Raw genomic sequence first — 22710 nt, forward strand, 5'->3', positions numbered from 1 at the left:
CCGTGCCGACGCCGACACACCACGAAGGCCAGGTGAACCCGTGACCCTCGCAGATGATCGAGCCGACCGATTCCGGCGCGACGCAACCGCGAAGAATTCAGCATCGACGCAGGCAGGAGCGCGTGCGACGACACGCCCCGCCGATTTCACACTCGACGACCGATACACCCGCGAAGAAGGTCCGATCTTCCTCGGCGGCATCACAGCGCTCGTCCGGATGATCGCCGATCGCGCCCGCGTCGATCGGAGACAGAATCTGCGCACGGCGTCGTTCATCTCCGGCTACGAGGGCTCGCCGCTCGCAGGCTTCGACCTCGAACTCATGCGACGTCAGTCGCTCCTCGCACCCTTCGACGTCGTACACCGCCCAGGTCTCAATGAAGAACTCGCCGCGACGTCGGTCATGGGATCGCAACTCGCCCCGACACTCGGCCCGCTCGCGGCTGACGACGACGGGCAGCAGCGCAACGGCGTCGTCGGCTACTGGTACGGCAAGGCACCCGGTCTCGACCGCGCATCCGACGCCATACGGCACGCCAACCTGATCGGCACGCATCCCGACGGCGGTGCCGTGGCGCTCGTCGGCGACGATCCCGCAGCCAAGAGTTCGACCGTCCCCTGCACGTCGGAGATGGCGCTCGCCGACCTCTACATTCCGACGCTCTACCCGGCCGATTCCCAGGACATCCTCGACCTCGGCGTCCATGCCGCGGTGATGAGCCGGGTCAGCGGCCTGTGGACCTCGCTCAAGATCTCCGCACACGTGGCAGACGGATCGTCGACCGCGGTGGTGCATCCCGATCGCGTCGTGCCCGTCTACGGCGATCTGGGGCGCAGCCCGCACGTACCCAGCGGCAAACTGCTCGGCGCCAATCTCATGGAGCTCGAACAGAATCAGTTGACGACGCGCATCCCCCGCGCGCTGGCATATGCACGACACAACGGCATCAACCGAATCGCGGTACGCAGTGGCGACGACAGGATCGGGCTGGTCGCCGCGGGAAAGACCTACCTCGATCTGCGGAATGCGTTGCGGCTCATGGGGCTCGACGACGCCGATCTGCAACGGGCCGGTATTCGCATCCTCAAACTCGGCATGGTCTACCCGCTGGACCGCGAGATCCTCGAACGCTTCATCACCGACACCGCCGCCGGTCGACTCGACGAGGTGATCGTCGTCGAGGAGAAGCGCGACTTCATCGAAACCATGATGCGCGACATGCTGTATCGCCATCCGCGCGCCCCGCGCATCGTCGGAAAGGTCCACGAAGACGGTTCGACGTTGTTCTCGCGTTTCGGCGAACTCGACGTCGACGCAGTCACTCTCGGCCTGGCAACACGCCTGGCAAGACACCATCACCTCGACGCCGCGCAGGCATGGCTCGACGAGCACAACGCGCGCCGGTCGAGTACCCGGATCGACCTTCCCCTCGCGGTGCGCACGCCGTATTTCTGTTCGGGATGTCCGCACAACAGCTCGACCAAGGTGAGCCCCGGCACGCTCGTTGGCGGCGGAATCGGCTGTCACGCAATGGTGTTGCTGATGGATCCGGATCAGGTCGGCGACATCGCCGGGGTCACCCAGATGGGCGGCGAGGGCGCGCAGTGGCTCGGTATGGCACCGTTCGTACCCGCGGACCACTTCGTGCAGAACATCGGCGACGGCACGTTCACGCATTCGGGATCTCTCGCCCTCCGCGCTGCGGTCGCCTCGGGCGAGAACATCACCTACAAGCTGCTCTACAACGGCACCGTCGCGATGACCGGCGGACAGGACCCCGTCGGCGAGTTCAGTCTCGCTCAGTTGACGCGTCTGCTTGCCGCGGAAGGGGTCTCGCGCATCGTCGTCACCTCCGACGACCCGTCGCGCACACGTTCCGCCGACCTCGCCGACGGCGTCGTCGTGCGCGATCGCGGCGACCTCGCGGAGGTACAACGTGAACTCGCCGAGATCCCCGGGGTCACGGTCCTCATCCACGATCAGCACTGTGCCGCGGAGAAGCGCCGCAAGCGCAAGCGCGGCCAGATGCCAACTCCCACACAGCGCGTCGTGATCAACGAACGCATCTGCGAGGGCTGCGGTGACTGCGGCGAGAAGTCCAATTGCCTTTCGGTGCACCCGGTCTCGACCGAGTTCGGCCGCAAGACACGTATCGACCAGAGCTCGTGCAACCTCGACTTCTCGTGCCTGAAGGGCGATTGTCCGTCGTTCGTCACCGTCACGCCGGGCCACACACCCGCGACGCGACGTGCAACCGAGATCGACGCCGCCACCGTCCCCGCTCCCCCGACCACTCGACCCGTCACAGCCGACACCGACTTCACGATGCGCATCACGGGCATCGGCGGGACCGGCGTCGTCACCGTCTCCCAGATCCTCGCCACCGCAGCGTTTCTGGACGGCCACGCGGCCCGCACGGTCGACATGACCGGCCTCGCCCAAAAGGGCGGCGCCGTGGTCAGCGACATCAAGGTCTCGGCCCTGCACTCCGCCGACGCCGCTGGTCAAGCTGATTCCGCTGGTCGAACCCCGAACGATGGTCGAGCTGATTCCGCTGGTCGAACCGATCCCACCGCTGGTCAAGCCGATCCCGCTGGTCGAACCGATCCCACCGCTGGTCGAGCCCCCTCCCCTGGTCGAGCTGATTACCCCGCTGGTCGAGCTGACTCCGCTGGTCGAGCTTGTCGAGACCACCTCCCCAGCCCCGTCGAGCAGGCCGCCAAGGCTGCGGCCGACACGTGCGACCTGTACCTCGCGTGCGACTCCCTCGTCGGCACCGACCCGGTGAACCTGAAGGTCACCGCGCCGGATCGGACCGTCGCGGTGGTGTCGACGACCCGGATTCCCACCGGCGCCATGGTCATCGACACCTCGGTCGGCTTCCCCGCCGACACCGCCGTCCATGACTCGATCGACGCGCGGGTCGCACGAGCCGCATACCTCGACGCGGGCGCGCTCGCGACAGAGTTGTTCGACGACGAGCAGTTCGCCAACATGCTGATGGTCGGCGCGGCATATCAGACCGGAGCACTACCGATCTCGGCCGAGTCGATCGAGCGCGCCGTCGAACTCAACGGCGTTGCGGTGTCGGCAAACCTGCAGGCGTTCCGGCGTGGTCGTCAGGTGATCGCGGATCCGGATGCCGTGTCGCGAGAGCTGACCGGCGTCGAATCGGTTGCGGTGGAGCCGAGTTCGTACGCTCGTGAGCGGGTCGCACGACTACACCTCGACGACGACCTCGCGCACAGCGTCGGCATCCGCGTCGACGAACTGGTCGCCTACGCCGACGAGCGTTATGCCGCTGAGTATCTGGACGTCGTCGACCGTGTGTCGCGCGAATCGGACAGCCCCGAACTCGTCGACGCGGTGGCACGCAACCTGTACAAGCTCATGGCGTACAAGGACGAGTACGAGGTTGCGCGCCTCACCGCCGATCCGACCTTCGCCGCGCAGATCACCGGCGAGTACGGCGACGACGCCAAAGTCGCTGTGCGACTGCATCCCCCGCTGCTGCGCGCACTTGGCCGCAAGGAGAAGATGTCGTTCGGTGCGCGGACAGCCCCGATGCTCGCCGGCCTCGCGAAGATGAAGAAGTTGCGCGGCACGCGCCTCGATCCGTTCGGCTACACCGAGATTCGACGCACCGAGCGCGAGCTCATCGTCGAGTATCGGGAACTCGTCGACGCGATCCTCGGCGCCGTCGGCTCAGGGTCTACCGATCCGGGCGCTCACGATCCTGGACGTCTGTCGGCGCTGGCCGAGTTGGCGGCCCTGCCCGACATGGTCCGCGGCTACGAGCAGATCAAGATGGACAACGTCGCACGGTATCGCGCCGAGGTCGCACGCCGCCGCGCCGAGCTCGGGATCTGACGGCCGTCCAGACTGGGTGCGCGGAAAGTGGGGGAAGGGTTCTTCCCCCACTTTCTGCGTAGCGCTCCGACCACCCCGCACCAGGCCGGCCGAACTCTTCCCCGTGGTTCTGACCGTTCCCCGCGAAACAACCCGCGGAAACGCACACAACCCGAGAAAACAACCCTTCCCCTAGTTTCTGCACGGCCCGACGCCGCCGAAGGCCCCGCTCACTCCCCCGCGCACTCCAGCGCGGCGGTGGCCATGGCGGTCAGGACGGTGCGGAGGCGGGAGCTGTCGAGTGAAGGCAGTCGCGGCGAGGAGTTGAGCAGGCCGAACATCGCGTGCACACGGACGCGGGCTTCCGGTCGCGCGAGGGTCGCGCCGCGTTCGGTCATCAGCGCGAGCAGCACGTCGACCCACTGCTCGACGTATCGGCGCTGCAGCGAGCGCACCTCGTGGTTGGCCTCGGGTGTCAGGTTGTGCAGATCGCGATCCTGCACGACGATCAGGTCCGGCTTGGTGACGAGCACGTCGATGTGGAAGTGGATCAGCGCCTCGAGGGTCTCCGCTGGCGCGAGGCCGCGGTCGACGACCTCGGCACCGCCGTCGCGGAGTCGGCGGCTGATGTCGAGCAGCATCTGATCGAGCAGGTCGGTCTTCGACGCGAAGTGTCGATACATCGCGGGGCCACTCACGCCGACGGCGCCGCCAATGTCCTCGAGGCGTACGCCCGCGAATCCCCGTGCGGCCATTTGCCGGGCGGCGGCGTCGAGCATTTCTCGACGTCGAGCGGCTTTCGCCTCGCCTCGCTTAGTGAGCGGCGGCGTGACAGACGCGGCGAACGTCGCGGTCTCAACGGGGTCTGCTGGGGTCATGGTGTCATCGAATCTACCGCCGGTACGGCGGTGCTCGCGCCGTTAATTCACCAACCGTTGATGTGTAGGACGTCGTCGAGCGGCTTGCGTTGTGCCGGGGTGAAGTCGGTGCCCTGCGTGTAGGCGACCGGCAGCAGCACTCCCTGGTGCACGCCGTCGGGAATCCCGAGCAGGTCGGCCACTTCCTGCTCGTACACGAGGTGCAAGGTGGTCCACGCCGAACCCAACCCGCGTGCGCGCAGGGCGAGCATCAGATTCCAAGCCCCCGGAAGCAACGACCCCCACACCCCGGCCTGGTTGCCCGTCGGCAGGTCAGCTCCCGTTTTGATCGCACCCAATATCAACACGGGCACCTCGCCCATCACGTCGGCAAGGTACTGGGCGCTGGCGGCGACGCGGCGGGCGGACTCGGTCGACAATGTGCGCTGCGCCGAGTAGTCGGCGAACGAGCGCGCGTAGTAATCGGCCACCTTGCGCTTGAGGTCGGCGTCGGTGATGACGATCCAATGCCAGCCCTGCGCGTTCGACCCCGTCGGGGCCTGAATCGCAACCTCGAGCGCTTCACGGACGACCTCGATCGGAACAGGTCGCTCCAGGTCAAGGCGCTTGCGAACCGAACGGGTCGTCGTCAACAACTCGTCGGGGTTCAGCGGCAGAAGGTCGGTCATCGTGCTCCTCGGGTCATCTGTGCCGTGCGCGGCGTGCCAGCCAGTTCCCAAAGTACTGGCCCGCTTGCACCAGGATGACCAGCAGGGCGATCACCACGACGGTCAGCTTCCAGTCGAACTGCTGATAGCCGTACTGGAAGGCGAAATCGCCGAGACCGCCACCGCCGACGTACCCGGCCATCGCCGACATGTCGACGATGGCGACAAAGATGAACGTGTATCCGAGGACCAGCGGCGCGAAGCCCTCGGGAACCACGACGGTCAGCAACGTACGCAGCCGACTGGCACCCGACGCCCGTGCCGCTTCGACGACGCCCGGGTCAACCGACACAAGACTCTGTTCGACGACGCGCCCGATGACCACCATCGCCATCAGCGTCATCGGGAAGATCGCCGCCTCGGTACCGATGCGCGTGCCCATCACAGCTTTGGTGAGCGGGGCGATCGCGGTGATGAAAATGATGAACGGGATCGGACGGACGATATTCACAACGACGTTGAACCCGTTGAAGATCCACGCGTTGGACCAGAGATTTCCGGGACTCGTCGCGTACAGGATCACTCCGATGACCAGCCCCAGCAAACCTCCGATCAGCAGCGTCACGCCGACGAGTTCGAAGGTTTCCCAGATGGATTGGATCAACAACGGCCGCAGCTCCGGCCCGAAGACCCGCGTGAAGCTCTCGCCGTCGGCGAGCACGAACGTCTGGGCGGTCACTGCTTCGTCTCCTCGTGTACGACGACGCCGTCGATGCGCACCAGTTGCGCACGCGCAGCGTCGACCGACGTTGCGTCGCCGGTGATCTCGTAGGTCAATGCGCCGAACGGTCGGCCCGCGATGTCGCTGATGCCGCCCGCGATCACCGTCGATCGAGCGCCGCGCTCCGCAACGGCCGCGGGCAGGTCGAACGTGGCGTCCTGGTGACCGCGAACCGCACCGTCGTCGCGTACCGACACTGTCGCGAGCAGTCCGGGGTGCCGCGCGCGCAAGGTCGCCAGTGCGTCGGCGTCTGGAACCCCCGCAACGGCATGCCGGAGCAGTCCCCGTGTGACGTCGGACGTGGGACGCTCGAAGACGGAGTACACATCTCCGTGATCGACGAGCCGACCGTGGTCGAGGACAGCGACCGACTCGCACACGTCACGTATGACGTCCATCTCGTGGGTGATCACGACGATCGTCGTACCGAGATCGGAGTTGATGCGGCGCAACAACTTCAGGGTGTCCGACGTCGTCTGCGGATCGAGCGCGCTCGTCGCCTCGTCGGCGATGAGGGTCGACGGTGAGGTGGCGAGTGCTCGCGCGATTCCGACGCGCTGCTTCTGTCCGCCCGAGAGCGCCGCCGGCCATTGATCGGCTTTGTCGGCGATGCCCACGAAGTCGAGAAGCTCGTCGATTCGACTGCGCCGCTTGGCCTTCGGAAAGTGAGCGACCTTCAATGCGAAGTCGACGTTTCCCGCGACGGTCCGCGAGTTGAACAGGTTGAACTGCTGGAAGATCATGCCGATGTCGGTACGCAGCCGGTTGAGCTCACGTTCCGACGCCCGACTGTGTTCTGCACCGTGCACGAATACCTGCCCGCCGGTTGGCCGTTCGAGACCGTTGATGAGCCTGGCGAGCGTCGACTTTCCCGCACCGGACGGACCGATGATCCCGACGATTTCCCCCGAGCGGACACTCAGATCGATTCCGTCGAGAACTGCCGGCCCCGACTTGTCGAAACGCTTTGAGACGCCGACGAAGTCAATCGCGGTGTCGGACCCGGCGGGTGAACCGATGTCCGACGCCGCGTCGACGTCAGGAGCCATTGGTGTTGACGGACGCCTGCAGGTCCTTCGTCGTCTGTTGGAGCTCGGAAGCCGAATTGTCCTTGATCACACCGCTGTCACCGAGCGAACGCTTGACGGCGGCGATCACCTCGGGGTCGTGGTAGATCTTCACGAGCTTCGCGTAAGTGGGGTTGTCCTTGTCGTCGTTGCGGGCGACGAACGCGTTGATGTATGGCTTGGCCCCGGGCGAGTTGGGATCGTCGGACGCGATGATCTGGTCCTTGGTCAGCTTTGCCGACGTCGCGTAGTTGTTGTTGACGATCGCGGCATCGACCGAATCCAGGTTGGCCGCAGTCTGACCGGCGTCGACGGCGATGACCTTCACCTTTGACTTGCCCTGGTCGATGTCGGCGAGGGTCGAGAACGCATTGCCCGGCTTGGTGAGGGTGATCAGGCCCGCCTGCTCGAGGACCAGCAGTCCACGCGCCTGGTTCGTCGGATCATTCGGGATCGCGACCTGCCCACCCTGCGGGATCTCCGACACCGACTTGTGCTTGGTCGAGTACAGCGGCAACGGGTAGACGGCCGTCGCACCGATCGGCACCAGGTTCTGCTTGTTCTTCGCGTTGTAGGTGGCGAGGTAGAGCAGGTGCTGGAATTCGTTGAGGTCGAGTTCGCCCTCTGCGAGCGCAGGATTGGGCTGGTTGTAGTCGGTGAAGTTCACCAGCTCGACGTCGATGTCCTGCGCAGAAGCCTTCTGCTTGAACACATTCCAGTATTCCTCGGACGCATCGGCGACGCCGATCTTGACCTTCGACGAGTCGTCGTCGCCACCACAGGCCGTCAGTACCGCCCCACCGAACACGAGCAACAACAAGACGGCGAGAACCTTCGAGCGCACGACGACCTCCGCGAATCACAATCGACACTGATCTGACTCTGCAAGACGCTAATGCCCACAAACCGGGCCTCCGACCACACGCCGATGTCACGATCATCACCCAACGTGCGGACCTGCGGATTCGACGCGTCGTCGAATTGTGTTCACGATGAACCGAATTGGCTCATTCGACGAACCCGCCCGCTGTCAGGTGCTCGAGCAAGCCGTCGGTGAGTGGCAATGCCCGCATCTCGTCGACCGTGAACCATCCGGCGTCAGCGGCGTCGTCGGCTGCGCGCACTGTGCCACCGACGGGGACCGCGACGAAATCGTGGATCTCGAAGGTCCCGCCCCTGCCGTCGGGTATGTCGACCACCCACGCCTTGGCGCCGACCTCGATGTCGAGTCCGGTCTCCTCGGCGATCTCGCGGATCACCGCGGCGACGAGTGTGCCTTCGTCGTCACGGATTCCATCGGGGCCGACAGCGTCGACCGGATCGACCTTGCCGCCGGGCACCGTCCACCGGCCTGCCTGGGGATCGCGAAGTCGTTGCACGAGGAGAAAGCGCCCGTCGACGTCGCGGACGATCGCGCCGACGGCGAGTGTCCGACGCCCGCCCCGGTCGGCCGAATGACGCACGCGCCGTGCATGATCGGGCACGAGTCCCGCCAACACCCGCCCGATGCTCGCGCGGAGACCGTCGGCTCCCCAGTGCACGATCTCGTCGATCTCACCGTGTTCGGCGAGGTCGGTGGCCGCGATGCCCTGCGCCGCGGCGAGTTCGGGTGCGTGTGCTGTATCGCGATGCACGATCACGCTCGCCCCCTCCGGCGGCAGCGGCGACAGCCATGCGTCGTCCACGGCAAGTCGACGATCCGCTGGGAACAACGCGAGCGCCGCTCCACCCGCCCCCTCACCGAGCAACACCGACACCGTCGGCCGCGGCACCGCGATGAGGTCAGCCAGGCAGAGCGCGATCTCACGCGCGAGGCCACCCTCCTCTGCGTCGACGGACAGGTCGGCGCCCGGTGTATCGATCACCGTGACGACGGGCAGGCGCAGTTCGGTTGCCAACGCCAGGCCCCGCCGCGCGACCCGCAGATCCGCCGGTCCGATCAGCCGACCGTCGGCCTGCACGGTTCTGTCCTGCCCGATCACCACGGCCGTCGTTCGCCCGAAACGGCTCAGCGCCAGGACAATTGGTCCGGTGTCGTGAATCATGGCGGCATCGGAAGCGAGCAGCAGCGCGCGCAGACCGGGACGATCCGCAGCGCGCGTCGCGAGCACGCGATCCCAGGTCTCGACAAGCTCGACCGGCGGCGGTGGCGGCTCGACCGACGGGGATGGAGCGTCGACCGACGGGGATGGAGCGTCGACCGGCGGGGAAGGAGCGACGACCGACCGAGAAGGAGCGACGACCGGAGGTGACGCCGGCGGGTCAACCGGCTCGGCGAGCAATTCGACGACCCGGGCTACGCGGCCGGCGAGTTCGTCCACCGGCACGATGGCATCGACGATCCCGTGGGCGGCCAGATTCTCTGACACCTGCACGCCGTCGGGAAAAGGCTTGCGGTGCAGGCCTTCATAGACTCGTGGTCCCAGGAATCCGACGAGTGCACCGGGTTCGGCCCAGGTGATGTGTCCCATGGAACCCCACGACGCGAATACACCGCCGGTGGTCGGGTGGCGCAGATACACGAGGTACGGCAACCCCGCCCGTCGGTGACTTCCGACCGCCTCGGCGATGGATGCCATCTGCAGGAACGCCGCCGTGCCCTCTTGCATTCGGGTGCCGCCGGACGCGGGCAGAGCCAGCACGGGTAGTCTCTCGCGTGTCGCGCGTCGAACAGCGCCGACCACGCGTTCGCCTGCCGCACGCCCGATAGATCCGCCCAGGAATCCGAATTCGCTGACAACCAACACAATCGGAGCGCCGGAGATCTCTCCGACACCGGTGATCACCGACTCGTCGACGCCGGTTCGCTTGCGTGCCCGCCCCAACGCTTCGGCATAGTCCAGGTCGAGAGCAACGTAGCTGGGCGCCTCGTCCCAGGACTGCCAGGTGCCATCATCGACGAGCGCGGCTACCAGTTCGTCTGTCGTCATTCGCTCGACCACTTCACCAACGCTAGTCGCCGACGACGCCTCGGCGGGTGAAGAAACCCGGCGGGTGAGGAACCTCAGCGCGAGTACACGACCCGCGTCCGCAGCACCAGGTCGGCGACGGATCGTCGTTTCCTATCGACTCCGGCCCACAGCAATCCGATGGCGAAGAGCACGCAGATCGCAGCCCGAATCGCAGCCACGGATGGGCGCAGACGATCACCCTTGCGGTTCACCACCCGAATACCCATCACGACGCTACCCAGCGTGCGGCCCGACACCGCCCAACACGTGGCCAGGTAGACGATCGACACGACTATGAACGCACCGACAGTGAAGAACCCGTTGGTGCTCGGCATCGAAAAGTCGTGAACGTTGTAGAGCAGTCGGGCCATCACGACGCCCAGGTAGATGGCACTCATGATGACCAGCACGACGATCAGGTCGATCACCGCACCCGCTCCGCGACTCACGATGCCCGCTGTCTTCGAGGTGTCGTGCACCGCGTGGGCCTTGCTCTTCCTGGCCTCTGCGCGGGCTGCGTGCTCGTCGGCTGCGGTATCGGAGGGGTTGCTGCCGACGGACTCGTTGTGCGACTCGGGCTCAGAAGAATCAGGCTGGGACGAATCGGGCTGGGATTCAGTCACGCTCACGTGTCTCCACCTCCGCAACCACTCGTCGGCGCAACAGTCGGCCGACCATGTCGGCGACGGCGTCGTCGGCACGCTCGCTGGTGCTGCGCACATCAGTCATCACGTCCGCGGTCACCGACGTACTCGCCTCGCGGATGATCCCGGGAAGGTCGACGCCGTCGATGATGACGTCGGCGAGTCCGATGAGGTCGACGCGATTGATCACCGCGTCGACGTCCACATGCGAGACGGCACGGTCGAGGTCGACGGTGTCGATGATCGCGTCGAGGTCGACGGTCGCGATGACCGCCTCTATGTCGACGCGCGCGACCGCCGCGTCCAGATCCACCCGCGCAACCGCAGCGTCCAGGTCCACCCGCGCGACGGCCGCGTCCAGGTCCACCCGCGCAACCGCAGCATCGAGGTCGACGCGCGCGACAATGGCGTCGAGGTCGAGAAGGTCGACGATCGCGTTCATGTCGACCGACGCGATGATCTTGTCGAGGTCGACGTTGTCGAGCACCAGCGCGGTGAGGTCGATCTCGGACGTGAACACGTCGACGATCTCGCGGATCAGCGCGCCCATGCCGGTCTGCACACCCGCCGTTGCCAATCCGCTCGCCGAATCGACAACGTTGTGCGCGGACCGTCGCACATCACGAACAACCGAACCCGCCACGGGGACATGCTCAGCGGCGTCGAACACCGCCGACGCGGCGCGGAACGGGAGTTTCACCATGCCGGCGAGCGATACGCCGTCGACACTCGTCCCATAGCCACGATTTTGTCGCGCGCGAGCGTCACTGTTCACTGCCTGATTATCGCACCTGAAACACTGATGCGATCGGTTCCGAACCCTCGATTGCGATCGCTTTCGCACGTTAGACGGTACGAAAGCCGTCGGCGATGCGCGGATTGTCAGCCGAGGAGCACCGCGCTGGAGATCAGATGGTCAATCTTGCGAATATCCACGCCTTTGCCGAGCTTGACCTTGATATGCCCGGCCCGGGTCCACAGTTCCATCTCAGCGTTGAAATCGAGCATGCGCCCGGCGTTCTCGCTCGACCACATCGTGATCGACGAGTACGGCAGCGAGTAGATCTCAACCTTCTTACCGGTTAGTCCCTGAGCATCGCGAACGATCAACCGCTTGTTGGTGAAAATCGCCGAGTCTCGGAACGTCTTGTACGCGGCCCAGGGTTGCTCACCTTGCACCAATAGTGGACCGATATCTCCGGGAATCGGACACTCACTGACGAATGTCCATGCGGTGATAGCTGCGGTTTCCAAGTTGGATCCAATCGATAAGGCGACAAATACACATCGGGTACGACGCCGCGGTTGCGGCGTCGTACCCGATTGTGGTTTATGCGAAAGCTACGCGATCACAGATTCTCGTAGAGCTCGCGGGCCAGCTTGGCGGTCTCGCTCGGCGTCTTGCCGACCTTCACGCCCGCAGCCTCGAGCGCTTCCTTCTTCGCCTGAGCGGTGCCGGAGCTGCCCGACACGATCGCGCCGGCGTGACCCATCGTCTTGCCCTCGGGGGCGGTGAAGCCCGCGACGTAGCCGACGACCGGCTTGGAGACGTTGGCCTTGATGTAGTCGGCCGCACGCTCCTCGGCGTCGCCGCCGATCTCACCGATCATCACGATGACCTTGGTGTCGGGGTCCTTCTCGAAGGCCTCGATGGCGTCGATGTGCGTGGTACCGATGACCGGGTCGCCGCCGATGCCGATGGCGGTCGAGAAGCCGAGGTCGCGCAGCTCGTACATCATCTGGTAGGTCAGGGTTCCCGACTTGGAGACGAGACCGATCGGACCCTTGCCGGTGATGTTGGCGGGCGTGATGCCGACCAACGACTCCTCCGGCGTGATGATGCCCGGACAGTTCGGTCCGATGATGCGGGTCTTGGCACCCTTGTCCACGTTGTAGGCCCACGCGTACGCGGTGTCCTGCACCGGAACGCCCTCAGTGATGACGACGAGCAGCGGGATCTCCGCGTCGATCGCCTCGATGATGGCGTCCTTCGAGAACTTCGGCGGCACGAACGCGATCGACGTGTCGGCACCGGTCTTCTCGATCGCCTCGGCGACAGATCCGAAGACCGGCAACTCGATGTCGTTGCCGTCCTTGTCCTTGTGGGTGACGGTGGTTCCGGCCTTGCGCGCGTTGACGCCGCCGACGACGTTGGTGCCCGCCTTGAGCATCAGCGCGGTGTGCTTGGTGCCCTCACCGCCGGTGATGCCCTGGACGATGACCTTGTTGTCCTTGTTCAAAAAGATCGACATTGATTCTCCGCCTCTTACTTGCTCGCCAGTTCGGCAGCCTTGTCGGCGCCTGAGTCCATCGTTTCGGCGAGCGTCACCAGGGGGTGATTCGCATCGGCCAGGATCTTGCGGCCTTCTTCGACCTTGTTGCCGTCGAGGCGGACCACCAGAGGCTTGTTGGCCTCGTCGCCGAGCTTGTTGAGCGCACCGACGATGCCGTTGGCGACCGCGTCACACGCGGTGATGCCGCCGAAGACGTTGACGAACACGCTCTTGACCTGCTCGTCTCCGAGGATGACGTCGAGACCGGCGGCCATGACCTCGGCCGACGCGCCGCCACCGATGTCGAGGAAGTTGGCAGGCTTGACGCCGTTGTGGTTCTCACCCGCGTACGCGACGACGTCGAGCGTGCTCATCACCAGTCCCGCGCCGTTGCCGATGATTCCGACCTGGCCGTCGAGCTTGACGTAGTTGAGGTCGTTCTCCTTGGCCTTCTGCTCGAGCGGATCGGTGGCGTCCTTGTCCTCGAACTCGACGTGGTCGGGGTGACGGAAGTCGGCGTTCTCGTCGAGTGTCACCTTGCCGTCGAGGGCGAGGATCTGGTCGTCGGGCGTGCGGACCAGCGGGTTGACCTCGACCAGCGTGGCGTCTTCTGCGACGAAGACCTCCCACAGCTTGGCGATGGTCACGGCAGCGGCGTCGAGCACCTCAGCGGGCAGATGGCCCTGCTCGGCGATCGATCGCGCGGTGGCGATGTCGACACCCTTGACGGCGTCGACGGGCACCTTGGCCAGCCGTTCCGGCTTGGTCGCTGCGACTTCTTCGATCTCCATGCCGCCCTCGACCGAGCACATCGCCAGGTAGGTGCGGTTGGCGCGATCGAGAAGGAATGAGATGTAGTACTCCTCGGCAATGTCGCTGGCTTCTGCCACGAGGAGTTTCTTGACGATGTGCCCCTTGATGTCGAGGCCCAGGATGTTTTCTGCGTTGGTCTGCGCGTCGTCAGGGGTCGCGGCGTACTTCACGCCGCCTGCCTTGCCACGCCCGCCGGTCTTGACCTGCGCCTTGATCATCACGGGCTTGCCGATTTCCTCGGCGATCGCTCGTGCATCGGTGGCGGAGTCGGTGACCCGACCGGGTGTGGTGGGAACCCCATGCTTGGCGAACAGTTCCTTCGCCTGGTATTCGAAGAGATCCATTCAGCTCACCATTTCGTCGTTGTGCCCGCTGATGTTGGGTGTAACACGGGCCATATCGGACTCTAAACCTGCCGGACACAGCCCTGTTGGGGGCCTGCGTGGCTTGTGCGGCAGATCACTCGTTCGGTCGGCGTCCCCATCGCAGGACACCGGCCATCGATCAGCGCACCACGCTCCTCGTATAGAGTCTGCCCTCGGCTCGCCGCACGCGGGCACGAAGTCGGGAAGAAGGGCGTAGCGCAACGGTTTTGGGCGATGTTCGACATCTAGAACACCGTCTTTGCGATGGGTCCATGCACGGCTCTGACTCGTGACCCAGCTCACATTTGGGCGGGTTCTTACGGTCGATCGTTGGACTTGCCGCAATCGTTTCGTTACCGTCAGTCGAGCAGTACGGATCACGAATCGGTCACGAACGGTAACAAGATCGATATCGGGAACGAAGCAACAGGAATTGAGGTGGGCGACTTGGCGGAACGCGGAGCTCCGAGCAGGTCGACGTCGACGGTCGGCACCGTGACATCACGACGCGGCAGTACCTACGACGACATCCCAGCCGAGGAGATGACCGCGATCATCCCGATCGACGAGCTCGACTCGTACGATCCCTGGGCCACTGATACCGCCGAACACGAGTACGCGACGGACGGCTTCGACCAGACCACCTGGTCGCCTTCCACGTGGGACCCCTACTACCGGCCAACCCGCTCCGAACTGACGCAGGACATCCTCATCCCCGAGGGCGGATTCGAGGCGTATGCCGACGACCCCTTCGAGAGCGAGGGCGCGCAGCTCGATTCGTTCCCCTCCGACGCCGACCTCGACCTCACGCACAGCGGAGAGATCGACCTACGGCCCGCCGAGAAGCCTTTCCGCCAGATTCCTGAGCCCGGCCGTACCCGGACCCGCGGCAAGCACCGCCTTGCTGCACCTCCGACCGCCCTGCGCGGCGGTCGTGCCGCCCTCGTCGCGATGGCCGCAGGCGCAGCAGTGGCCGCGGCGGCCCACGCCGGCACCACCGAGAAGGCACCGGCACCCGCGACGGCTCCCACCAACACCGCGAACGTCGGCAACGCAGCTCCTGTCCCCGACCTGGGACCTGGCATCGCAGCACCCGACAACTCCTCGCAGGACATGAGCGTCTTCACCTCGCAGCTCGCAGAGGGTGAGCAGCTCGTCAAGGACGAGGCAGCGCGCAAGGCAGCAGCGAGCCGCCCGTACTACGAGTCACCGCTCCCGATGGGGCTCTACCAGTTCACCTCCGGCTTCGCGATGCGTTGGGGCAGCATGCATGGCGGCGTCGACTTCGCCGCCCCGCTCGGCACCCCGATCCACGCGGCAACCGACGGCGTCATCAAAGAAGCGGGACCGGCCTCGGGCTTCGGCAACTGGATTCAGGTGCAAGCCGCGGACGGCACCGTCACCGTGTACGGCCACATGTACTCGTCCGGCGTGCTGGTTCAGAAGGGTCAGACCGTCAGGGCAGGCGACGTGATCGGCCTCGTCGGGTCCGACGGTCAGTCGACCGGCCCGCACTGCCACTTCGAGGTCTGGAAGAACGGCACCACCAAGATCGACCCGGCCCCGTGGCTCGCCGAGCACGGCGTCCGGATGTCGGCCTACACGGGCTGATTCACCTCGCCCGGCCTTTGATCTGAGGGCCACACCGCCTGCCGCCTGAGTCTCCCCTTGCGGTGACGACGCAGCGCGCGTGTCAGAGCTTGTCGCCCGGGATTCCGCCCGCGGTCAGCAGGGTGATGCGACCGGTCTTGCCGCCGTAGTCGATGACCACTCGCTCGGTGGCACCGCTCCCCTCTTTGCCCACGACCTTCCCCATGCCGTACTTGGGATGGTTGTGTCGATCGCCGACGTCGAGGTGGATCTGCTTGTTCCGGCCGCGATTGGGGTCGGTCGAGTATTGCGAGCGACCGAGCGTGCGCGACGATCCGCCGTCGGATCGCCCGAAAACGCCTCCGGTGGAACCGAATCCACGCGCACCCCGCCTGGGCTCGGTGCGTCGCCAATCGATGAGATGCTGCGGGATCTCCTGCAGGAAGCGCGATTCCGGATTCGAGACGGGTTGTCCCCACGATGCGCGGGTCACCGAACGGGTCAGGTAGAGCCGTTCCTTGGCGCGGGTGATACCGACGTAGGCGAGTCGGCGCTCCTCGCTCAACTCGGCCGGGTCGCCGAGGGCACGCATATGCGGGAAATGGCCGTCCTCCCAGCCGGTGACGAACACGACCGGAAACTCGAGACCCTTCGCGGTGTGCAGGGTCATCAGTGTGACGACGCCATCGCCCTCGTCGGGCACCTGATCGGCGTCGGCGACGAGCGCGACCTTCTCGAGGAAGGCGGCCAGTGAGCCGGGTTCAGGTTCGCCGTCGGTTCCGCCCAGGTCTTCGTCGCCAACCGCTTCGTCGTCGAAGTCGACATCGAGTTCGGCTGCCTCCGTACTGAATTCGGCCGCGACGGAGATCAGTTCGTTGAGATTGTCGAGGCGCGCGGCGTCTTGCGGATCGCTCGATCCCTCCAGCTCCGCCCGATACCCGCTGCGATCGACGATCGCGGCGACCAACTCGCCGATGTCGGCGCCCTCCTCCGTGGCATCCGACACGGTCGCCACGTCGGCGCCCGCGTCGTCGGCCTGTCCGAAGGTGGTCAAAAAGTCGCGACGCAATCCCTCGATCAGGTCGACAAATGTGCCGATCTGCTTGACCGCACGCGAATTCAGCAGCGCCACTTTGCCTTCGGCGCCGTCGAGCAGTGCTTGATAGAAGCTGACACCCGCGTTCTCTGCGTGCACCGCGACGCACGCCTCGGCGCGGTCTCCGATGCCACGGCGTGGCGTGTTGAGGATTCGGCGCAGACTCACCGAGTCGTCGGGATTGGCGACGGTGCGCAGGTAGGCCACGACGTCGCGGACCTCCTTGCGCTCGTAGAAGCGGGTGCCACCGACCACCTTGTACGGAATGCCGTGGCGCACAAAGACTTCTTCGATGGGTCGTGAGCCGGTGTTGGTTCGGTAGAACACGGCGATGTCGGAGTACTTGTATGACTCCGAGACTCCGCCGATGGTGTGGTCGGTGAGGCGTTCGATCTCGGTGCCGATGAACATCGACTCGTCGCGGTCGGAATCCGACACGTATCCGACGATCAGTTCACCGTCGCCCGAATCCGTCCACAGCCGCTTCTCACGTCGATTCGGATTGCGCGCGATGACCGCGTTCGCGGCGGACAGGATGGTCTGGGTGGAGCGGTAATTCTGTTCGAGCAGAATGGTTTCCGCATTCGGGAAGTCGCGCTCGAACTCCTCGATGTTGCGAATCGTCGCACCGCGGAATGCGTAGATCGACTGGTCGGCGTCGCCGACGACGCACAGCTCCGACGGCTCGACGGCGCGAGCGTCGGGCTCGTCGTCGGAGTCGTCTGAAGTGCTGCCGAGCACCAACTCGCGGACCAGGACGTACTGCGCGTGGTTGGTGTCCTGGTATTCGTCGACCAGTACGTGGCGGAAGCGTCTGCGGTAGTACTCGGCGACCTCGGGGTGACGTTGCAGCAATCCGACCGTCTCGCCGATCAGGTCGTCGAAGTCGAAGGCGTTCGCCGTGCGCAGCCTGCGCTGGTATTCGGCGTAGATCTGCGCGATCGCCTGCTCGGTCGGGTCGCCTTCGGCCGTCGCGGTGATGGCTTCTTCGGGCTTGACCAGTTCGTTCTTGTAGTTCGAGATGATGACCGACACCCCGCGCGGCGCGAACTTCTTGGGGTCGAGGTCGAGATCTCGGATGATCATGCCGAGGAGTCGCTTGGAGTCGTCGGCGTCGTAGATCGAGAAGTTGGAGTTACGCCCCTCCAGTAGCGCCGACTGTGCGCGCAGGATGCGCACGCATGTCGAGTGGAAGGTCGAGATCCACATGAAGTTGGCGCGCGGACCGACGAGGCCGATGACGCGTTCGCGCATCTCGGCGGCCGCCTTGTTGGTGAAGGTGATCGCCAGCACCTGCCCGGGCGATACGTCACGCTCGGCGAGCAGGTACGCGATGCGTCGCGTCAGCACCGCCGTCTTGCCCGACCCCGCGCCCGCAACGATCAGCAGCGGCGAGCCGGAGTGCAATACGGCCTCGCGCTGCTGCGGATTGAGCCCTGCCAGCAGACGCGCGGACGCGTCGTCGGAGCTTGCTGCCGGGGCGCGGCCGGCGGGCGTGGCGGAGGTGCGGGTGGAACTGGTCATCGAGAGTTCAGGTTACTCGCCGCCACCGACAGACAGTCAGCCCCCGAGCAGGCGCGCGTCCACAACCTCACCCACGCGCCCGTCCCCGGTGTGCAGCGCGAGGCCGGGCGTGAGCGGCTGAACGTCGAGTTCGGTGCCGCGACCGCCCAACTGCACGTAGACGACGTGCAGACCAGCCGTCACAGGCACGGTGACCGGTGCCCCACCGTCGAGCGAGAAACGCACCTGCCCAGCGGAATTGGCGCAGTATCCCAGAGCGATGGTCCATTGCCACTGGATCAGCGGACCGTCGAGTTGGAGTCGACTCGGGCCGTCGAGTTCGGGACGCGCACACGACCCGCGCCCGGCTTTGATCGCACGCCGCGGCGTCACGGCACCGGGGACCGCGTTGCCCGAATTGTCGAGCACGATGAGACGGTCGGTGTGAGTGCCGAATGTCGGCCGATCGCGCAGCTTGCCGAAGGTATGGCTGATCTGGTTCTCCGGGTAGGCGACTGGGAGCAGCACTTCGAGGGGTAGCGCCTGGTCGAACATCGTCGTGTCCTTGTTCGCGGCGAGTGCTCGCTTCGCGTTCGCGAGATACGGGCCGGTCGCATCGTCATTCCACGACGCCGAGTAGGCCGCGGTGGAGATGATCGACGACGCGACAGCGAACGCCACCGCCATGACCCCGGCGAGCAGCAGCGGCGACGTCCCCGCCTCGCGCGCGTGCCGCGCGGCACCCCGATCGGTGCCATCCGGCTCCGACGCCCCGATGGACGCACGAAGCGGCGAGGCCACGAGCAGAGTGAACGCCAGGGCCAGCACGAGCGCGGCGTCGGGTAGATAGCGCATCGTCTGTGCGAGTTCGAGAGCAGTGTTGGCGCTCGACCGATTCCACATGGGCGGGATCTGCACGACCACCACGTACAGCGCGACGGCGACAAGCACGCCGATCGCACCGACGCGCGTCCTGATCGCCCAGATGACGAAACCGGCAACCACGATCCAGCCGAGGACGATCATCCAGATCGACGGGAATCCCATGGGCGGAGAAGGCACCCAGCGTTCCCAGTCCCACGGACCTCCGACCAGGGAGGGCACGAGTGCCTTGTTGATCGAGCGCCACACGAGTTGCGCGGTCTGCGACACCGAGTGCGTTCCCGCCGTCGCGTCGGAGACCGAGAAGTAGACGATGACCCACACCACGAAGACGACGGTCAGCGGCGTCCAGAGAGCGCGCCCACGCGTGAAGGCGGTGATGAGCGGGGTGCGCGGGAGCGCCGAGGCAGTGCGGTCGGCAGACTTCTCGCTGTCGTCCGAGGTTTCTGCGGTGCTGTCGAACCGCGCAACCAGCACGGCCGCGATGAAGGCCACCGGCAGGATGAACAGCGACTTCTCGAAGAAGGCGAGCGCGACGACGAAGATCACCGTCGACCGGATGACGACTAGTCGTCGCGACGACTCGGGGACGCGACCGGTGCACAGAAGCACGGCGTCGGCGACGATCCAGGCCATCGCCGCCTGCATCGGCAGCGAGTTCAGGCCGGCGGCCCACCAGATGTACGCGGGCACGGTCAGCGGAGTGAACAGATAGAACGCCAGGGCGGCCAGCGCGCCCACCTCGAGCGCGGGCCGTCGACGACCCGCACGGTCACCTCCCGCAGCCGATCCCACCACGCGAATCATTCGCCACACCGACAGCGACGCGAGCGCCTGCAACACGACCAACGTGACAGCCGGGATGACCCAGTTGACCGGCGCTGCCAGCGTCGAGAGACCAGCGACCAGGAAGGCTGCGGCCATGAAGTGGCCGTCGTGACTCTGGCCCAGGTAGTCCCACGACCAGATGGGCACGGTCGACGCACGTCCGATGAGGATGAGGTCGTCCCAGTAGAAGTTGCCGGTCGCGACCAGCCACGCGCGGACCACCAGGTGCGCAACGATCAGCACGATCGCCGCCACCACGGTGAGCGAACCGATCCGGCCCGCGAGGGATCGGGGTCGATGCGGCTCGTCGGATGTGTGTGACTGCGACGTCACCGTCGGGCTGCTCGGCATGGGATCTAGTAGAACCGCCGCGGGTGGCGCGTGGCAAAATCACCCCGGTGAGCGATGCGAGCAACGATCAGAACCCTGCGACGACACCCGACGCCGCGTCGGACGTGCCGGTGCCGTTCGAGGAGACGATCGATCTCGAGTACTACCGCCTCGACCCCTCCATCGACGACCTGTCAGACGAGATCGACGACCTGCGGGTCGAGATCGACCGCCTCGACGCGATCATCCTCGCCGCGATCAAGCGCAGGACCGCTGTGTCGAAGAAGGTCGGCGCAACCCGAATGGCGTCGGGTGGCCCGCGGCTGGTGCATTCGCGCGAGGTGAAGGTCATCGACCGGTTCGCCGCGCTCGGCCAGGAGGGCCACACGCTGGCCATGCTGCTGCTGCGTCTCGGCAGGGGTCCCCTCGGCCGCTGACCGCCCGCGGGTTCGCGATTGGTGAACCATCGGTTACGAGACGTCTGTCTGCCCTCTTATCGAGTACGCGCCACGCCGTGAAGACCTAGTGTTGGTTCATGGGCACCGACGTCTCGCGCAGCGGCAAGGACATCACCACTACTCAACCCTGGCAGGCGTTGGAGGCTCACAAGCCGATCCTCGCCGAACGCCATCTCCGGGAGTTGTTCGCCGACAACCCCTCCCGTGGGCGCGAGCTCACCATCGACGTCGGTGATCTGCACATCGACTACTCCAAACACCGAATCGACGCCGAGACCATCGAGCTCCTCCTCTCGCTCGCGCGTGAAGCAAATCTCGAACAGCACCGCGACGACATGTTCGCAGGCGTGCACATCAACACCTCCGAAGACCGCGCGGTCCTGCACACCGCGCTCCGCCTCCCCGCCGACGCGCAACTCGTCGTCGACGGCCAGGACGTCGTGCACGACGTCCACGAAGTGCTCGACGCGATGGGCGCATTCACCGACAAGCTGCGCAGCGGAGAGTGGAAGGGCCACACCGGAAAACCCATCACCGACGTCGTCAACATCGGCATCGGCGGCTCCGACCTCGGGCCCGTCATGGTGTACGGCTCGCTGCGCCACTACGTCGATACCGACATCCGCTGCCACTTCGTGTCCAATGTCGACCCGGCCGACATGGTCGCGGCACTCGCCGACCTCGACGCCGAGCAGACGCTGTTCATCGTCGCGTCGAAAACCTTCACGACGCTGGAGACGCTGACCAACGCGGCTGCCGCCAAGCGGTGGCTGCTGGACAAACTCGGCGCGGGTGAGGACGCCGTCGCCAAGCACTTCGCCGCAGTCAGCACCAATGCGGAGGCGGTGTCGAACTTCGGAATCGACCCGGTCAACATGTTCGGCTTCTGGGACTGGGTGGGCGGCCGCTATTCGGTGGATTCCGCGATCGGCCTCTCGGTGATGGCGGCGATCGGCAAGGAACGCTTCGCCGAATTCCTCGGCGGATTCCACACCGTCGACACTCATTTCCGTACGCAGCCGCTGGAGAGCAACGCGCCCGTACTGCTGGCATTGATCGGATTCTGGTACTCGAACTTCTGGGACGCACAGTCGCGGGTGGTGCTCCCCTATTCGAACGACATGGCGCGCTTCGCCGCGTACCTGCAGCAGTTGACGATGGAGTCCAACGGCAAGTCGGTCAAGGCCGACGGCGAGCACGTGACCACCGACACCGGCGAGATCTTCTGGGGCGAGCCGGGTACCAACGGCCAGCACGCCTTCTACCAACTGCTCCACCAGGGAACACGTCTGGTGCCCGCCGACTTCATCGGCTTCGCCAACCCCACCGACGATTTGCCCACCGCCGATGACACCGGCTCGATGCACGATCTACTGATGAGCAACTACTTCGCGCAGACCAAGGTGCTGGCGTTCGGGAAGACCGCGGACGAGATCAGGGCCGAGGGCGTCGACGAGAAGGTGGTGCCGCACAAGGTGATGCCCGGCAACCGACCGTCGACGTCGATACTCGCGTCCGAACTGACCCCGGCGGTGATCGGTCAGTTGATCGCGCTCTACGAGCATCAGGTGTTCGTCGAGGGCACGCTGTGGGGCATCAACTCGTTCGACCAGTGGGGCGTCGAATTGGGCAAGACGCAGGCCAAGGAGCTTCTGGGCGTCATCACCGACGCCGAAGCGCCTGCGCAGCAAGCTGATTCGTCGACCGACGCACTGGTGCGCTGGTACCGCGCCGAGCGCGGACGTAAGGCCTGA

Annotated in this window: 17 protein-coding genes; 4 read left to right on the forward strand and 13 right to left on the reverse strand. The window is 65.6% G+C overall.

The genetic code is table 11. The features are described from left to right. The first annotated feature begins 40 nt into the window (after positions 1-40). The gene (locus tag A5785_RS01605) at positions 41-3871 is read left to right on the forward strand and encodes an indolepyruvate ferredoxin oxidoreductase family protein (protein WP_064864342.1); all 3831 of its coding nucleotides are present in this window, start codon (positions 41-43) and stop codon (positions 3869-3871) included. A 209-nt stretch (positions 3872-4080) separates the two neighbouring features. Here the strand turns inward: A5785_RS01605 and A5785_RS01610 are convergent, their stop codons facing one another. The 11 genes from A5785_RS01610 to sucC all read right to left on the reverse strand — a co-directional run bounded on the left by A5785_RS01610 (position 4081) and on the right by sucC (position 14248). Next, positions 4081-4728 carry a TetR/AcrR family transcriptional regulator gene (locus A5785_RS01610; protein ID WP_049697894.1) on the reverse strand — a complete coding sequence of 216 codons (648 nt, stop codon included), beginning with the start codon at positions 4726-4728 and terminating at the stop codon, positions 4081-4083. Positions 4729-4775: 47 nt separating this feature from the next. Then, positions 4776-5396: a nitroreductase family protein gene (locus A5785_RS01615; protein WP_049697893.1), complete on the reverse strand. Its 621-nt coding sequence runs from the start codon at positions 5394-5396 to the stop codon at positions 4776-4778. Positions 5397-5409: 13 nt separating this feature from the next. After that, complete coding sequence (locus A5785_RS01620) at positions 5410-6096, reverse strand: methionine ABC transporter permease (protein ID WP_082946514.1); 687 nt, start codon at positions 6094-6096, stop codon at positions 5410-5412. Positions 6097-6110: 14 nt separating this feature from the next. Beyond that, positions 6111-7205 carry a methionine ABC transporter ATP-binding protein gene (locus A5785_RS01625; protein ID WP_152930004.1) on the reverse strand — a complete coding sequence of 365 codons (1095 nt, stop codon included), beginning with the start codon at positions 7203-7205 and terminating at the stop codon, positions 6111-6113. Further along, entirely contained in the window at positions 7195-8067 is an 873-nt protein-coding gene (locus tag A5785_RS01630; RefSeq protein WP_049697892.1) for a MetQ/NlpA family ABC transporter substrate-binding protein, read from the reverse strand. Before A5785_RS01630 ends, A5785_RS01625 begins: the two co-directional genes overlap by 11 nt. A 163-nt stretch (positions 8068-8230) precedes the next feature. After that, complete coding sequence (locus A5785_RS01635) at positions 8231-10153, reverse strand: carboxyl transferase domain-containing protein (protein ID WP_064864351.1); 1923 nt, start codon at positions 10151-10153, stop codon at positions 8231-8233. A gap of 74 nt (positions 10154-10227) precedes the next feature. Continuing rightward, positions 10228-10653, reverse strand: a complete 426-nt coding sequence (locus A5785_RS01640) for an RDD family protein (protein WP_414651984.1) — start codon at positions 10651-10653, stop codon at positions 10228-10230. Positions 10654-10789: 136 nt separating this feature from the next. Further along, positions 10790-11521, reverse strand: a complete 732-nt coding sequence (locus A5785_RS01645; protein WP_049697890.1) for a hypothetical protein — start codon at positions 11519-11521, stop codon at positions 10790-10792. 179 nt (positions 11522-11700) lie between these two features. Next, the gene (locus A5785_RS01650; protein ID WP_049697889.1) at positions 11701-12072 is read right to left on the reverse strand and encodes a PH domain-containing protein; all 372 of its coding nucleotides are present in this window, start codon (positions 12070-12072) and stop codon (positions 11701-11703) included. A gap of 95 nt (positions 12073-12167) precedes the next feature. Then, on the reverse strand, positions 12168-13070 hold the full coding sequence (gene sucD / locus A5785_RS01655) for a succinate--CoA ligase subunit alpha (protein ID WP_005207310.1): 903 nt from the start codon (positions 13068-13070) through the stop codon (positions 12168-12170). A 14-nt stretch (positions 13071-13084) separates the two neighbouring features. Further along, a complete protein-coding gene (gene sucC, locus A5785_RS01660) occupies positions 13085-14248 on the reverse strand; it encodes an ADP-forming succinate--CoA ligase subunit beta (RefSeq protein WP_049697888.1) in 1164 nt (387 codons plus the stop codon). A 459-nt stretch (positions 14249-14707) separates the two neighbouring features. On the opposite strand from sucC, the gene A5785_RS01665 reads away from it, so the two are divergent. After that, positions 14708-15880, forward strand: coding sequence for a M23 family metallopeptidase (locus A5785_RS01665; protein ID WP_053117384.1), 1173 nt, complete (start codon positions 14708-14710; stop codon positions 15878-15880). Positions 15881-15962: 82 nt separating this feature from the next. Here A5785_RS01665 and A5785_RS01670 read toward each other — a convergent pair whose 3' ends face one another. Beyond that, positions 15963-18479 carry a UvrD-helicase domain-containing protein gene (locus tag A5785_RS01670; RefSeq protein WP_049697887.1) on the reverse strand — a complete coding sequence of 839 codons (2517 nt, stop codon included), beginning with the start codon at positions 18477-18479 and terminating at the stop codon, positions 15963-15965. Between the two features lie 36 nt (positions 18480-18515). After that, positions 18516-20519, reverse strand: a complete 2004-nt coding sequence (locus tag A5785_RS01675) for a hypothetical protein (RefSeq protein WP_231895404.1) — start codon at positions 20517-20519, stop codon at positions 18516-18518. Between the two features lie 47 nt (positions 20520-20566). On the opposite strand from A5785_RS01675, the gene A5785_RS01680 reads away from it, so the two are divergent. Continuing rightward, positions 20567-20935, forward strand: coding sequence for a chorismate mutase (locus A5785_RS01680; protein WP_049698082.1), 369 nt, complete (start codon positions 20567-20569; stop codon positions 20933-20935). A gap of 98 nt (positions 20936-21033) precedes the next feature. Continuing rightward, complete coding sequence (gene pgi, locus A5785_RS01685) at positions 21034-22710, forward strand: glucose-6-phosphate isomerase (RefSeq protein WP_049697885.1); 1677 nt, start codon at positions 21034-21036, stop codon at positions 22708-22710.

The sequence above is a fragment of the Gordonia sp. 852002-50395_SCH5434458 genome (genome assembly GCF_001665905.1).
Classification (GTDB): Bacteria; Actinomycetota; Actinomycetes; order Mycobacteriales; family Mycobacteriaceae; genus Gordonia; species Gordonia jacobaea.